Origin of the sequence: Pradoshia sp. D12 (assembly GCF_008935075.1) — a bacterium.
Taxonomy (GTDB): domain Bacteria; phylum Bacillota; class Bacilli; order Bacillales; family Pradoshiaceae; genus Pradoshia.
Window position 1 is genome coordinate 3,514,319 of sequence record NZ_CP044545.1, and the last position, 13,876, is coordinate 3,528,194.

The window sequence follows — 13,876 nt, forward strand, 5'->3', positions numbered from 1 at the left end:
GAGTAAAGATAATGGCATCCATTATCTTTACTTTTGCTTTTTAAAATGATCAGAATAAATGCCATTCCCTGTAATTCTGCACATGCGCTCCCTAAGAGATTAGATATCCTAATCTCCTAATAGGATCTTTGGATAAAATCAATCAAAGGCGCAGAGATTACTTTTCAGTTTATACTTCCTATGTATCCCAAGTTTCTAGAGATGGCCATACTGTAGTGTTTCATTTTTTCAATTAGCGTTTCATTAATCAAGTCCATAGTCACGCGATTATTGGGCCCAGATATACTGAAACTCGCGATGATCTTCCCTTTATGATCATAAATAGGCGCCGCAATACATCTTAAGACTTCTTCATTCTCTGAGTTATCCAATGCGTAGCCTTCTATCTTTATTTTCTCGATTTCTTCTAAAAGCTGTTCTTGCGACGTGATTGTAGTAGGAGTCTTAGCAATGAATTCTGTTTTGGAAAGAATAGAATCAAATTTTTCCTGATCCATTCCAGATAATAACACTTTACCGACTGCCGTACAGTACATCGGCGCCCGGCTACCAATACGTGAAAACATGCGAACCGTTTGATTACTTTCTATTTTATCGATATAAACAATCTCACCAAGGTTCTCTATACATAAATGAACCGTTTCATTGACTTCAAGAGATAATTTTTCGAGATAAGGCTTTGCCACTGTGATGACATCATTGTTGTTCAGAAGATTTCTAGATAAAAAGAGAATTTGCAGACCAAGTTTATACTTATCGGTCTCTTCATCTTTTACAACATAGTTCATATTGGACAAGGTAGTCAGAAGCCTGTGGACGGTACTCTTTGTTAGTCCCACCTGTTCAGACAGACGTGTAACCTGGAGACCATTCGGATATTCTGAAAGTTTATTTAATATAGTTAAAGCTCGTTCAATCGATTGAACATTAGACATGATTTTCTACCTCTTTTAGTTGATTTGTATAGAGAGATTTCCGTTGTTTCCTAATATCCTGCTCTATTTATAATGATACGGGAACCTACAATTTTTGTAAATTCGAATTAAGAACTATTATAGAAAGAGTAAACTCAGCAAATACGTATAGAAATGATTACAATACAAAAAGGAGTGTTCACAATGCAAAAACAAGCAATCTTACAAAAGGTTACGGAATGTGGAGTAGTCGCTGTTGTTAGAGCAGACTCTAAGGAAGAAGCTCGTTTGATATCTGAAGCCTGTGTAAAAGGTGGTATTCAGGGGATTGAAGTGACTTTCACAGTCCAGTCAGCAGACGAGGTCATCAAGGAATTGGTTTCTGTCTATAAAACTAATAAAAAGGTAGTCATCGGTGCTGGAACCGTCCTGGATGCTACTACTGCAAGAATTGCTATTTTAGCAGGTGCCCAGTTCATTGTCAGCCCGGCATTTGATGGGGAAACAGCTAAGTTGTGTAACCTCTATCAAATCCCTTATATGCCTGGGTGTATGACGATTACAGAGATGAAAACAGCATTGGAAGCTGGGGTTGATATTGTTAAACTATTCCCTGGAAATGCGTTTGGCCCTGGGTTTATAAAAGCCGTAAAAGCCCCTCTCCCTCAGGTAAATATAATGCCAACCGGCGGGGTGAGTTTAGATAATATTGAAGAATGGATTTCAAATGGCTGCGTTGCTGTCGGAGTCGGCGGCAATCTGTTAGCACCGGCCAAAACAGGCGATTACGATCAGATTACTGAAATCGCAAAGATGTATATTGAAAAGGCTGTAGCAGCAAGAAAAAAATAAGAATTCATTCTATTAACTAAGTTGAACAGTCATCCTTTATAATAAAAGAATAGTTAGAAAAAACCAAATTAGACAGAGGAGGATTCAGATATGCCAACAAATCTCAAAGATACAGTCACCTTACATAATGGCGTTGAAATGCCATGGCTTGGATTGGGCGTTTTTAAAGTTCAAGAAGGTGAAGAGGTTATCCAGTCTGTTAAAGCAGCCATCCAAAATGGATATATCAGCATTGATACAGCTGCCATTTACGGTAATGAAGAAGGCGTAGGCCAAGCGATCAAAGAATCAGGTGTGCCACGCGAGGATTTATTTATTACAACAAAGTTATGGAATAGTGAACAAGGATATGAATCTACCTTAAAAGCCTTCGATGAAAGCATGGAAAAGCTAGGCTTGGATTACTTGGATCTTTATCTAATTCATTGGCCTGGTAAGGATAAATATAAAGAAACATGGAAAGCCTTTGAAAAACTCTACAAAGATGGACGAGTTCGTGCAATTGGCGTAAGTAACTTCCTGGTTCATCACCTTGAGGATTTAATTGCTACAGCTGAAATTAAACCAATGGTGAATCAAGTGGAATTCCATCCTCATCTAACACAAGAGGATCTTCGTGCATATTGCAAAAAAGAAGGAATTCAACTTGAAGCTTGGTCTCCTTTAAAACAAGGACAGCTTTTGGACAATCCAGTTCTTAAAGAAATTGCCGAGAAACACAATAAATCGGTTGCCCAGGTTATCCTGCGCTGGGATCTGCAACATGGTGTCGTAACGATTCCGAAATCAATTAAAGAACATCGCATTATTGAAAATTCCAGTATCTTTGACTTTGAATTATCTGCAGAGGATATGGAAAGAATTGATCAATTAAATCAAGATAGCCGTGCTGGATCTCATCCTGATACAATGAAAGCAGGCTTTGAATTTTAATAATAATCAGGAGGCAGCTTATATATAGGCTGCCTCCTTTCTATTGTTACTCTGCGTATGCTCTCTCTTCTATTAATCTTGCATGGACCACCCTTCTTCCATCCTTTAGACCTTGACTGCATGTGGAGAGCGTTAAAACCTTATCCTTATCAGATAACGGTTCTACCTTATAGCTAAAATCTGACCTTGATCGTAATTGGTTTATAAAAGCAAGATACTGTTCACTAGTTCCAAACTCAGTTTGGATATAATTAAAGCTTGGATCTGTGTTATAAGTAGAGAAAACCTCCCACTTATAATAGCCCGTTTTCCCATAAAAGTTTATGTATCTATGCTCGTATAGGAAGTTTTCATCCTTGTATTTATTCAAATCATGAAACATCGTACCGTTCTTCATATTATGTCCATAAAGAATGATATGATTGTCTGCAAAACCTTCCTGATTACGATAATCCATAAAAATACTTCCCTGAATGGATGAGCTATTGTTAAAATCATGTGTTAAATAGTAACTGTTATCATCACCCTGTACAACGGGGTAGTCAATGGCTGTTCCATCAATGGTGATCCAACCAACCGATTGGTCATTCAGCTCTACCAATTTAGTAAAATCGGCATTACCTGTTTCTTCTGATATGACCTTGTGTTTATCTTGAACCAGCTTCTTCTCCAATTTATACATCTGATATTCATCCATTGCATATTGAAACAAATAAATTCCTGACCAGCAAAACACAATCAGTAGTCCTAAACCGATTAACTTTGATATAATTGTCCGACTTCGCTTCATGCCTCTCAACTCTCTTAAGAAAATTATTATTCTTATATAATATAAGTTTAATAACAGACATTTCAGAATACAATAGCTTATCAAATAAAACAAAACCCCCACATTTTAAGCATAAGGAGGTTAAAGTCTGACTAATTCTATCCCTTTAAAGTTTCAAAAACTTCTCAAGCGATTTTTGGGAATCATATACATACTCGGATAGGAATTTTACTTCGTAGAATTATTCTTTTTACTCCCTTTCACAATCTATATTGGTATTTAAGTATTCCCTCACCAAATTCCATTGAAGTCTCTTCTTGTTGTAATTTAGTCATCTCAGATCCTCATTCTAGTTGTTCATCTTTTATCGAAACAATCAATCGTCCGTTTGTATGCTTTTAAATGATAAACTTAGTTGCTGAACTGTTTCTTCACTTAACTCCAATTCCCAGTGCATAATCTTATTCCTGTCACCTTCTCATCCTTATGTCTTTCTCGAGAACCGTACCAATTTAGGGAGAACATGGATATTTTTCGTCATTATTCGACAATATTTGCATAAAACTTGACTGAATTTTCTCTTTAATGTTACCTTCAATATGGTTAACCAAAAGTTTACTATTTAAATTGTTAGATAGATTGGTTGTTTATATGCGAATAAATATTATTAAACTAGTATTCCTAGGCATTAGTTGATAATATACCTAAACCGCAATAATGCAGACTTATCCGTGGTTGCTTACACGAAAGCTGTGGATATGTCAGAAAACGGTTATTTCGCCCATACATCACCAACATACGGAAGTCCCTTTGATATGATGAAGGCTTTCGGAATCACATATGTAGCAGCAGCTGAAAACATTGCGCAAGGCCACAGAACAGCTGAAGCCGTTATGGAAGGTTGGATGGACTCAGAGGGTCACAGAGAAAATATCCTAAATCCAAACTATACTGATTGGTTATGAAAAGTATGAGCATTACTGGGTGCAAATGTTCATTCAAAATTAATCAACCATTATTCTAACAAAAACGCCTCTTTCAAATAAGGAAAGAGGCGTTTTATTGTAAAAAAAAACTTCTTATACTGAAATTCAGTATAAGAAGTTTCCCTTTTGAGCTTTTATAATACTTCTCAAGCGTCCTTGAAAATCATATAAAATACTCATCAACTCATCAAAAATTTCTACTTCGTTAATTATTTCTTAAGGTTGTAGAAAGATTGAAGACCTTTGTATTCAGCTAAATCGCCAAGCTCATCTTCGATACGAAGAAGTTGGTTGTATTTCGCGATACGGTCTGTACGGCTCATAGAACCAGTTTTGATTTGGCCAGCGTTTGTTGCTACTGCAATGTCAGCGATTGTAGAATCTTCTGTTTCACCGGAACGGTGGGATACAACTGCAGTGTAACCAGCGCGTTTTGCCATTTCGATTGCATCGAAAGTTTCAGTTAAAGTACCGATTTGGTTAACTTTAATTAGGATAGAGTTAGCAATACCTTTTTCGATACCTTCAGCAAGCTTTTTAGTGTTTGTAACGAACAAGTCATCACCAACAAGTTGTACACGATCGCCAATGCGCTCAGTTAACAATTTGTGGCCTTCCCAGTCGTTTTCATCTAAACCATCTTCAATAGAGATGATTGGGAATTCGTTGATTAATTCTTCATAGAAGTTAACCATTTCTTCGGAAGAAAGACCATTGCGTCCTTCGCCTGCTAGATCGTATTTCTTAGTTTCTTTGTTGAAGAACTCAGAAGAAGCTACGTCCATTGCAAGGTAGATATCTTTACCAGCTTCGTAGCCAGCTTTAGTGATTGCTTCAATGATTACTTCAAGAGCTTCACGGTTAGAACCAAGGTTTGGAGCGAATCCACCTTCGTCACCTACTGCAGTGTTTAAGCCTTTGTCGTGAAGAACTTTTTTCAAGCTGTGGAATACTTCAGCACCCATACGGATTGCTTCTTTGAAAGTTGGAGCTCCAACAGGCATGATCATGAATTCTTGGAAGTCAACGTTGTTATCAGCGTGAGAACCACCGTTGATGATATTCATCATTGGAGTTGGAAGCTGTTTCGTGTTGAATCCGCCAAGGTAACGGTATAAAGGAATGTTTAGGTAATCAGCAGCAGCGATTGCAGCAGCCATGGAAACACCAAGAATTGCGTTCGCACCTAATTTACCTTTGTTTTCAGTTCCATCAAGGTCGATCATCGCTTTGTCGATTCCAGCTTGATCAAGAACATGCATACCGATGATTTGTTCAGCAATGATATTGTTTACGTTATCTACTGCTTTTTGAACACCTTTTCCAAGGTAACGGTCTTTATCGCCATCACGAAGTTCTACTGCTTCGTATTCACCAGTGGAAGCACCACTTGGTACCATAGCACGGCCGAATGCGCCAGATTCTGTTTCAATTTCTACTTCAACTGTTGGGTTACCACGGGAGTCTAATACTTCACGTGCATAAACGTCAATAATAATTGGCATTAAATTTCTCTCCTTTTAATTGGAAAATATAGTACATTTTATAGTTTGTACAACTTACTTTTTAATTAATGATTTTCCAGTCATTTCTTTCGGTTGCTCTACATGCAATAGTTCAAGCATAGTTGGAGCTAAATCACCCAGAATTCCACCGTCACGAAGTTCTACCTCTTTATCAGTGACAATCACTGGAACAGGGTTTGTCGTATGTGCTGTCATCGGATCTCCATCTGGAGTGATTACCTCATCAGCATTACCATGGTCAGCTGTGATAATGGCTTTACCACCCATAGATAGGATTTTATCGACGATTTTTCCAAGGCATTCATCCACAGTTTCAATTGCTTTGATTGTTGGTTCAAGCATTCCGGAGTGCCCAACCATATCAGGGTTAGCAAAGTTTAGGATGATCGCATGATGATTATCTTCATCCAATTCCTTCATAAGGGCTTCAGTCACTTCATAAGCGCTCATTTCAGGTTTAATGTCATACGTGGCAACCTTTGGAGAATTAATCAAAATACGTTTCTCGCCTGGGAATTCATCTTCACGCCCACCACTCATAAAGAAGGTAACGTGTGGGTATTTTTCAGTTTCGGCAATGCGAAGCTGTTTTAAGTTGTTTTGCGATAAGACTTCACCGATTGTGTTATCCAGATTTGTTGGTTTAAATGCAACATATCCTTTAACAGTTTCACTAAAGTGAGTCAAGCAAACAAAATACAAATTCTGCGGGAATCCTGGGCCTCTGTCAAAGCCGCGGAAATCATCATTTGTAAATACGTTAGAAATTTGGATAGCACGGTCAGGACGGAAATTATAGAAAATAACAGAATCATTATCTTCAATTTTCGCCACAGGCTGTCCATCAGCTTTCGTAATTACAGATGGTAGAACGAATTCATCAAAAATCCCATTACGGTAGGAATCCTCTACTACTTCCATTGCGGAAGAATAAGAAGGTCCTTCACCATAAGTCATGGAACGATACGTTTTTTCTACACGATCCCAGCGTTTATCACGGTCCATGGAGTAATAACGTCCTGAAATAGTCGCGAACTGGCCTACACCAATTTCTTTAAACATATTTTCAGTTTGTTGAATGTACTTTTCAGCAGTTTGAGGACCAACATCACGTCCGTCTAAAATGCCGTGTACATAAACATTTGTAAAGTTTTCTTTAGCACACAAGCGAAGTAATGCAAATAAATGCTGAATATGGCTGTGTACTCCACCATCAGATAATAATCCCATTAAGTGTAGAGCCTTATTATTTTCTTTCGCATGTTGAATCGCGCCTAAGAAAGTTTCATTCTTTTCGAATTCACCTTCACGAATCGCAAGGTTTACTCGAGTTAAGCTTTGATAAACAATCCGGCCTGCACCGATATTTAAATGGCCAACTTCTGAGTTACCCATTTGTCCCTCCGGCAAACCAACTGCTAAGCCACTCGCTATCAGGTGATTATGTGGATACTCTGCCCAATAACGGTCAAAGTTAGGCTTTTTAGCCTGTGCCACAGCATTACCCTGTGTTACATCTCGAGATCCAAACCCATCGAGAATGATTAACGCTACTGGTTTCTTACTCATTTAGAAACAGCCTCCAATAATCCTAAGAAAGAAGTTGGTTCAAGGCTTGCTCCGCCAACTAAAGCACCATCGATATTATCTTCTGAAAGATATTCTTTGATGTTTTCAGGTTTAACAGAACCGCCATATTGAATCCTAATTGCTTCTGCCACATCAGTTGAAAAGCTATCAGCGATTGTTTGACGGATATGACCGCAAACTTCATCAGCATCAGCTGCTGTGGAAGACTTTCCTGTACCAATTGCCCAGATTGGTTCATAAGCAATAATTGTCTTCTTAGCTTGTTCTTCCGTAAGGCCTTTGAATGCCTTTTTAATTTGATCAGCTACAAGAGCTTTTGTTTTACCAGCTTCACGCTGCTCCAACGTTTCCCCACAACACACAATAGGGATTAAATTGTGTTTAAAAGCAGCCAATGTCTTCTGGTTAACTGATTCATCTGTTTCATTGAACATTTCACGACGTTCGGAATGTCCAATGATAACATAGTCTACCCCTAAATCAGAAAGTGCTTCCGGACTTACTTCACCCGTATATGCGCCACTTTCTTTAAAGTGCATATTTTGTCCACCAACTTTAAGATCCGTTCCTTTTGTTGCTTTTACAAGCGATTCAAGAAATAGCGGAGAAGAACACACAACCGCATCCACTTTTTCTGGAGTAGGAATGGAACCTTTAACTTCATCTACAAATTGTAAAGCTTCGCCAACCGTTTTATTCATCTTCCAGTTTCCTGCGATAATTGGTTTACGCACTTTTCTCATCCTCTCGTATGTGTCCGTATAATGTATTTATTTGTCGTTTAACGCTACCACACCAGGAAGCTCTTTACCTTCCATGAATTCCAAGGAAGCACCGCCTCCAGTAGAGATGTGGCTCATTTTATCCGCAAGGTCGAACTTTTCAACTGCCGCAGCTGAGTCCCCACCACCAATTACGGAGTATGTATTTTCCGCATTTGCAAGTGCTTCTGCTACTGCTTTTGTACCGCCAGCGAATTTATCAAATTCGAATACACCCATTGGTCCATTCCAGATCACGAGTTTGGAATTTTTAATAGTGTCTTCATATAATTTTGCAGTCTTTGGTCCGATATCAAGCGCTTGCCAATCAGCTGGAATCGCATCAATATCTACCACTTTAGACTCTGTATCAGGTGAAAATTCTTTTGCAATAACCGCATCCACCGGCATTAAGAAGTTAACACCTTTTTCTTTTGCTTTATCCATAAAGGATTTAGCCAATTCAATTTTATCTTCTTCTAAAAGAGATTGACCAATTTCATAACCTTGAGCCTTGATGAACGTATATGCTAGTCCACCGCCAATGATTAGGTTGTCCACTTTCTCAAGAAGATTATCAATTACACCGATTTTATCCTTTACTTTTGCTCCACCAATAATTGCTGTGAATGGACGTTCTGGATTAGAAAGAGCTTTTCCAAGCACTTCTAATTCTTTTTCCATTAGCAAACCGGCTACAGCAGGGATATGTTTTGCAATTCCTTCTGTCGAAGCATGTGCACGGTGAGCTGCACCGAATGCATCATTTACATACACATCTGCAAGATCTGCAAATGCTTTTGCCAATTCTGCGTCGTTCTTTTCTTCGCCAGGATAGAAACGTACGTTTTCTAGAAGAAGTACATCGCCATCTTTCATCTGCCCGATTTCAGCTTGTACAGCTTCTCCGTATGCTTCATCCGTTTTCTTAACACCTTTGCCAAGTAATTCGCTTAAACGCGCAGCAACAGGAGTTAAGCGTAGCTCTTCTTTTACTGCACCTTTTGGACGGCCCAAATGGCTTGCCAGAATTACTTTTGCGCCTTTTTCAATTAAAAGTTGAATAGTCGGTAAAGCCGCACGAATTCTTGTGTCATCAGTTACTTTGCCATCTTGCATTGGTACGTTAAAATCAACGCGGCAAAATACTTTTTTTCCTTGTACATCAATGTCTTTAATCGATTTTTTGTTCACTTAAATGAACCTCCTTTAAAATAAGGGACCAGCTAAAGACTTAATCAGGTCTGCCCAAACTCTGATTAATTGCCGTTAAAATAAAACAGGGAGAAAGGGGAATTTTCCCCTCTCCCCCCTTAAACAAATTCATTATACCTTTAATAAGGTTTTCTATCTACTACGTTAAAGATTAAAGACCTTTTTTAGCAATGTAAGCTGCAAGGTCAACTACACGGTTGGAGTAACCAGTTTCGTTATCGTACCAAGAAAGTACTTTAACCATGTTGCCTTCCATAACCATTGTAGAAAGAGCATCAATAGTAGAAGATTGAGTAGTTCCATTGTAGTCACGAGATACTAATGGAAGTTCGCTGTACTCAAGAACTCCTTTTAATTCACCTTCAGCAGCTGCTTTTAATGCTGCATTGATTTCTTCTGCAGTTGCTTCTTTTTCTAATTCAGCAACAAGGTCAACAACAGATACGTTTGGAGTTGGTACACGCATAGCCATACCGTTCAATTTACCTTTCAATTCAGGTAATACTAGAGCAACAGCTTTAGCAGCACCAGTAGTTGTAGGGATCATGCTTTCAGCAGCAGCACGAGCACGACGGTAGTCTTTGTGTGGCAAGTCTAAGATTTGTTGGTCATTTGTGTAAGAATGAATTGTAGTCATCATTCCGCGTTTGATACCGAAGTTATCGTTCAATACTTTTGCAAATGGAGCCAAGCAGTTTGTAGTACAAGATGCATTAGAGATTACATCATGGTTAGCTGCGTCATATTTATCTTCGTTAACACCCATAACGATTGTGATATCTTCATCAGATGCAGGTGCAGAAATGATAACTTTTTTAGCGCCAGCTTCAAGGTGTTTTGCAGCATCTGCGCGTTTAGTGAAACGTCCAGTAGATTCAACAACGATATCTACTCCAAGATCTCCCCAACCAAGTTGAGCTGGATCTCTTTCAGCAAGAACTTTTACACGTTGTCCAGCTACTACTAAGTAGTCTCCGTCAACTGTTACATCTTGATCTAAAGTTCCATGAACGGAATCATATTTTAAAAGATGCGCAAGCATTTTTGCATCAGTTAAATCGTTAACTGCTACAACTTCTACTTCCGGATTATTTAACGCTGCACGGAATACGATACGTCCAATTCTACCAAAACCATTAATACCTAATTTTACTGCCATTAGAAGGTTCCTCCTTTTGGAATCTTAGAAATAGATTTTAAATTATATTCAAAAGGGTGTTATCCCTTAAGTAACTGTAGTGCCGCACCTTCATCCGTAATTAAAATCGGTTTTTTAGGTGCCATTTTGATATAAGCTTTTATTGCCTTAGCTTTTGAAGCTCCGCCCGCGACGGCGATTACATGTTCCGCATTAACCAGATCATCTAATTGAAGGCCGATTGTATGGACTTTTTGTATTATGTTGCCATCTTCATCGTAATAATATCCAAACGCCTCTCCGATTGCCTTTTTATTCTCAAGCTCCTGGAGACTGTCATTGGATGATTTCCTTCTTTCAGCCATTGTTTTGGCTTCCCCTATACCATGAAGAACGATATTAGCTGATTTCAGCAAATTCAATACCTCATGTATAGCAGGTTCACTGGTTAGCGTATTGTATGCTGCTTCACTTAGGTTGTCCGGTACATACAGGACACGATATCGTGAATGCATCTTTTCTGCCATTTGTTCGCAAACTGTATTGGCCTGGTATTGAACACCCTTGCCAAGACCGCCTCTCGCTGGTACAAACAAAATGTCATCCACATCTGGAAGCTCTGAGACATCAGGTAACATTCTTCCTATTGCTGCCATTGTTGTTCCACCTGTTACGGCAATGATATTTTTACCCGTTAAGAGACTTTTCATACGCGACGCACCGGCACGTCCAAGCTCATCTATTACCCATGGGGATTGGTCACTATCACCGTTAACGATGATAATTTTCTCCAAATTAAGTTTTTCCTGTAATAGGCGTTCCATATCATCTATACCCGATAATTGCCTTATTACACCACCCAGATGGTCGAGTACCTCTTTCCCTTCATTGGTAACAGTCATTCCAGAGCTCGCAATGAGTATAAGATTTTGGTTTTTCAAAAATTCCACTTCGCTGCGCAAAATCCGCTCCGTAATGTTCAAAGTCAGTGATAAGCTTCGTCTGCCTACCGGCTGCAAAGTACGAATCGTTCTTAAGATATTGTATCTTTTTTGCATGACCTCAAATATATCTGGAATTAATTTCTTCTGTAAATGGAGTATTCCGTCCATATCCTTCAAACTCCTTTTATACTTTGGTCATTTTTTGTCCTAGCAAGACGTTTAGCGTCCCAGTTTATGTAAAAAAATAGCTCCTGATGTAATTCCATTCTAACAGGAGTTTCGAATAGTTGCAAGGTTCTAAATGTGAACATCACGTTAAATAGCGACGAATCTCATCTAAATCTATACGGCCGTATTGAATAATCTGATCATTGATTTCGACTACAGGAATCATAAGGCCATATTGTTCCAGTAATTTATCATTAGAATATATATCGACTTCAAGGAGAGTAAACGTCATATCTCTTTGCAAAATTTTCAAAAGATCCTTTGCCTCTTCGCATAATGGGCAATTCTTTTTTGTATAAAAATGAATGATTGGTACACTCACTCTCTTTCCCCCTGCTCTTTCTTATTTTCTACATTTATAAATTAATTATTCACTAACCTCATATCGTTTTCTTTTTGAAGAAGATGGTATATGAAGCTGATTCCGATATTTCGCGATTGTCCTCCGTGATACAAGAATACCAAAATCATCCTGAAGTTGCTTTGCAATTGCCTGATCGGATAAAGGTAATGTTTTCTGCTCTGCCTTTATCAACCGCACTATTTCTTGCTTTACTTGTTCTGATGAAGAGTCTTCCAATTGAGCGTTCGGGATGCTGCTCGTAAAAAACATTTTCATCTCATAAGTCCCAAACGGCGTCTCTACCACTTTGTCTCTAATCGTCCTGCTTACTGTTGACTCATGCACATCGACCATTTTGGCGATTTCCTTCATAGTTAATGGCTTTAAGGTGACACTTTTTCCAGTATCAAAGAAGGCAGATTGCTTTTCCATGATGGCATATGTAACACGCCTTAAAGTCTGCTCTCTTTGCTCAAGAGCTTTTTTTAGCCAGTTAAGCTCCAATTTCTTTTCGTCCATATACTTTTTAGTTATGTCATCACTTCCATTTATAGGGGAAGTAAATTCATTCGTTTTAAATTTTCTCATTGATAAAACTTTTACAGTGGGTACTCCTTTTGAAATAGAAACACTTACATCCGGTATGAAATATTGGAATTCACCACTATTAAAAGCTGAACCAGGTTTGGGGTTATATGCCTGTATTAAGTCAAAAATAGATTGTATATCTGCAATTGTTACACCAACCAGCTTGGCAAGCTCTTTCCACTTTCTATTCACGAGCATATCGAAATGATTAACCAAAACCTCTTCTAGCGGCAGATCATCGATATAATCACGTTTAGCCTGTATGAGCAAACATTCACTTAAATTCCTGGCCCCCACTCCGATCGGCTCCAATGCCTGCAAAACAGATAAGGCAACATCCCATTCTGCCTGACTAACCTCCACAAGGGATTGAGCTTCCTCAAGGGTAATACGTAAATATCCATTTTCATCGATACAATCAATCAAAAACAATAAAACGCACTCTTCCCTGTCTGTTAATACTTTAAATGGAATTTGGGATCGTAAATAAGATTTTAATGAAACAGTCTCCTCGCTGATTTGATTGATTGATAAATCGCCATATGTTCTGCCTGAGGCTTTTGGATAATCTTCATCTATTTCAATTAAGGGATTCTCTAACGCTTTTCCATCGATATAGGCAGCTAATTCAATTGCAGGATATTGAAGTAAGTTTATTGCCTGATTTAATTCCGGCGTCATTGTCAGCTTTAACCTCTGTTGCTGGTACAAACCAATCTCAACATTCAAATCCCCGCCCCCTTATAAGATAGACCGCTTACATTAATAGTAGTAAAGAGGACGTCATAGGGCAAGAAAAATGAGAGAATATTTACAAAATATTGAATATGATAAATAAAAAATGCCCCAGTGCTAAGCTACTTTCAGCACTGGGGCATTTCCTACAATATTATATACGCCCTCGGAGGGAATCGAACCCCCATCGTAAGAACCGGAATCTTATGTTCTATCCATTAAACTACGAGGGCAAAATGTTAGCCTACAAAATTATATTATAAGGAAGAGAAAGTCTTTTTGCAAGAACTATTCCTTAGGTTTATAAGCCTTTATGTTGGGTAAGATGGATATCAGGGATTATTTTGTTTCTAT

The 13,876-nt window shown here is 38.5% G+C and carries 12 protein-coding genes, 1 tRNA gene and 1 pseudogene; 3 read left to right on the top strand and 11 right to left on the bottom strand.

The features are described from left to right. Window positions 1–164: 164 nt before the first annotated feature. The gene (locus F7984_RS16965) at window positions 165–935 is read right to left on the bottom strand and encodes an IclR family transcriptional regulator (RefSeq protein ID WP_140461765.1); all 771 of its coding nucleotides are present in this window, start codon (window positions 933–935) and stop codon (window positions 165–167) included. Window positions 936–1,118: 183 nt separating this feature from the next. Here F7984_RS16965 and F7984_RS16970 point away from each other — a divergent pair, with 183 nt between their 5' ends. Further along, on the top strand, window positions 1,119–1,766 hold the full coding sequence (locus F7984_RS16970) for a bifunctional 4-hydroxy-2-oxoglutarate aldolase/2-dehydro-3-deoxy-phosphogluconate aldolase (RefSeq protein ID WP_140461766.1): 648 nt from the start codon (window positions 1,119–1,121) through the stop codon (window positions 1,764–1,766). Between the two features lie 90 nt (window positions 1,767–1,856). Further along, the gene (locus F7984_RS16975; protein WP_066106239.1) at window positions 1,857–2,699 is read left to right on the top strand and encodes an aldo/keto reductase; all 843 of its coding nucleotides are present in this window, start codon (window positions 1,857–1,859) and stop codon (window positions 2,697–2,699) included. Window positions 2,700–2,745: 46 nt separating this feature from the next. Here the strand turns inward: F7984_RS16975 and srtB are convergent, their stop codons facing one another. Continuing rightward, a complete protein-coding gene (gene srtB / locus F7984_RS16980) occupies window positions 2,746–3,489 on the bottom strand; it encodes a class B sortase (RefSeq protein ID WP_140461767.1) in 744 nt (247 codons plus the stop codon). 695 nt (window positions 3,490–4,184) lie between these two features. Here srtB and F7984_RS16985 point away from each other — a divergent pair. Further along, window positions 4,185–4,476 (top strand): annotated as a pseudogene (locus F7984_RS16985) (CAP domain-containing protein); the annotation flags it as partial. A 187-nt stretch (window positions 4,477–4,663) separates the two neighbouring features. On the opposite strand, the gene eno reads toward F7984_RS16985, so the two are convergent. From eno to F7984_RS17030, 9 genes are all read right to left on the bottom strand, one after another. After that, complete coding sequence (gene eno, locus F7984_RS16990; protein WP_066106229.1) at window positions 4,664–5,959, bottom strand: phosphopyruvate hydratase; 1,296 nt, start codon at window positions 5,957–5,959, stop codon at window positions 4,664–4,666. 54 nt (window positions 5,960–6,013) lie between these two features. Then, window positions 6,014–7,549: a 2,3-bisphosphoglycerate-independent phosphoglycerate mutase gene (gpmI, locus tag F7984_RS16995; RefSeq protein ID WP_140461768.1), complete on the bottom strand. Its 1,536-nt coding sequence runs from the start codon at window positions 7,547–7,549 to the stop codon at window positions 6,014–6,016. Next, window positions 7,546–8,304, bottom strand: a complete 759-nt coding sequence (gene tpiA / locus F7984_RS17000; protein ID WP_139892217.1) for a triose-phosphate isomerase — start codon at window positions 8,302–8,304, stop codon at window positions 7,546–7,548. The genes gpmI and tpiA overlap by 4 nt, the downstream gene beginning before the upstream one ends. A 36-nt stretch (window positions 8,305–8,340) precedes the next feature. Then, window positions 8,341–9,525, bottom strand: a complete 1,185-nt coding sequence (locus F7984_RS17005) for a phosphoglycerate kinase (protein WP_140461769.1) — start codon at window positions 9,523–9,525, stop codon at window positions 8,341–8,343. Between the two features lie 172 nt (window positions 9,526–9,697). After that, window positions 9,698–10,705, bottom strand: coding sequence for a type I glyceraldehyde-3-phosphate dehydrogenase (gap, locus tag F7984_RS17010; protein WP_066106217.1), 1,008 nt, complete (start codon window positions 10,703–10,705; stop codon window positions 9,698–9,700). 59 nt (window positions 10,706–10,764) lie between these two features. Next, complete coding sequence (locus F7984_RS17015; RefSeq protein WP_139892216.1) at window positions 10,765–11,796, bottom strand: sugar-binding transcriptional regulator; 1,032 nt, start codon at window positions 11,794–11,796, stop codon at window positions 10,765–10,767. Window positions 11,797–11,938: 142 nt separating this feature from the next. Beyond that, window positions 11,939–12,178: a glutaredoxin family protein gene (locus F7984_RS17020; protein WP_225983626.1), complete on the bottom strand. Its 240-nt coding sequence runs from the start codon at window positions 12,176–12,178 to the stop codon at window positions 11,939–11,941. Between the two features lie 45 nt (window positions 12,179–12,223). Next, on the bottom strand, window positions 12,224–13,516 hold the full coding sequence (gene rpoN / locus F7984_RS17025) for an RNA polymerase factor sigma-54 (protein ID WP_140461770.1): 1,293 nt from the start codon (window positions 13,514–13,516) through the stop codon (window positions 12,224–12,226). 167 nt (window positions 13,517–13,683) lie between these two features. Beyond that, window positions 13,684–13,755, bottom strand: a tRNA-Arg gene (locus tag F7984_RS17030). Between the last annotated feature and the right edge of the window lie 121 nt (window positions 13,756–13,876).

Bases quoted from the DNA above. Each gene is read 5' to 3' on its own strand.
- gap (WP_066106217.1), bottom strand. From the start codon at position 10,705: ATGGCAGTAAAATTAGGTATTAATGGTTTTGGTAGAATTGGACGTATC.
- F7984_RS17015 (WP_139892216.1), bottom strand. From the start codon at position 11,796: ATGGACGGAATACTCCATTTACAGAAGAAATTAATTCCAGATATATTT.
- srtB (WP_140461767.1), bottom strand. From the start codon at position 3,489: ATGAAGCGAAGTCGGACAATTATATCAAAGTTAATCGGTTTAGGACTA.
- F7984_RS16965 (WP_140461765.1), bottom strand. From the start codon at position 935: ATGTCTAATGTTCAATCGATTGAACGAGCTTTAACTATATTAAATAAA.
- eno (WP_066106229.1), bottom strand. From the start codon at position 5,959: ATGCCAATTATTATTGACGTTTATGCACGTGAAGTATTAGACTCCCGT.
- F7984_RS16970 (WP_140461766.1), top strand. From the start codon at position 1,119: ATGCAAAAACAAGCAATCTTACAAAAGGTTACGGAATGTGGAGTAGTC.
- gpmI (WP_140461768.1), bottom strand. From the start codon at position 7,549: ATGAGTAAGAAACCAGTAGCGTTAATCATTCTCGATGGGTTTGGATCT.
- F7984_RS16975 (WP_066106239.1), top strand. From the start codon at position 1,857: ATGCCAACAAATCTCAAAGATACAGTCACCTTACATAATGGCGTTGAA.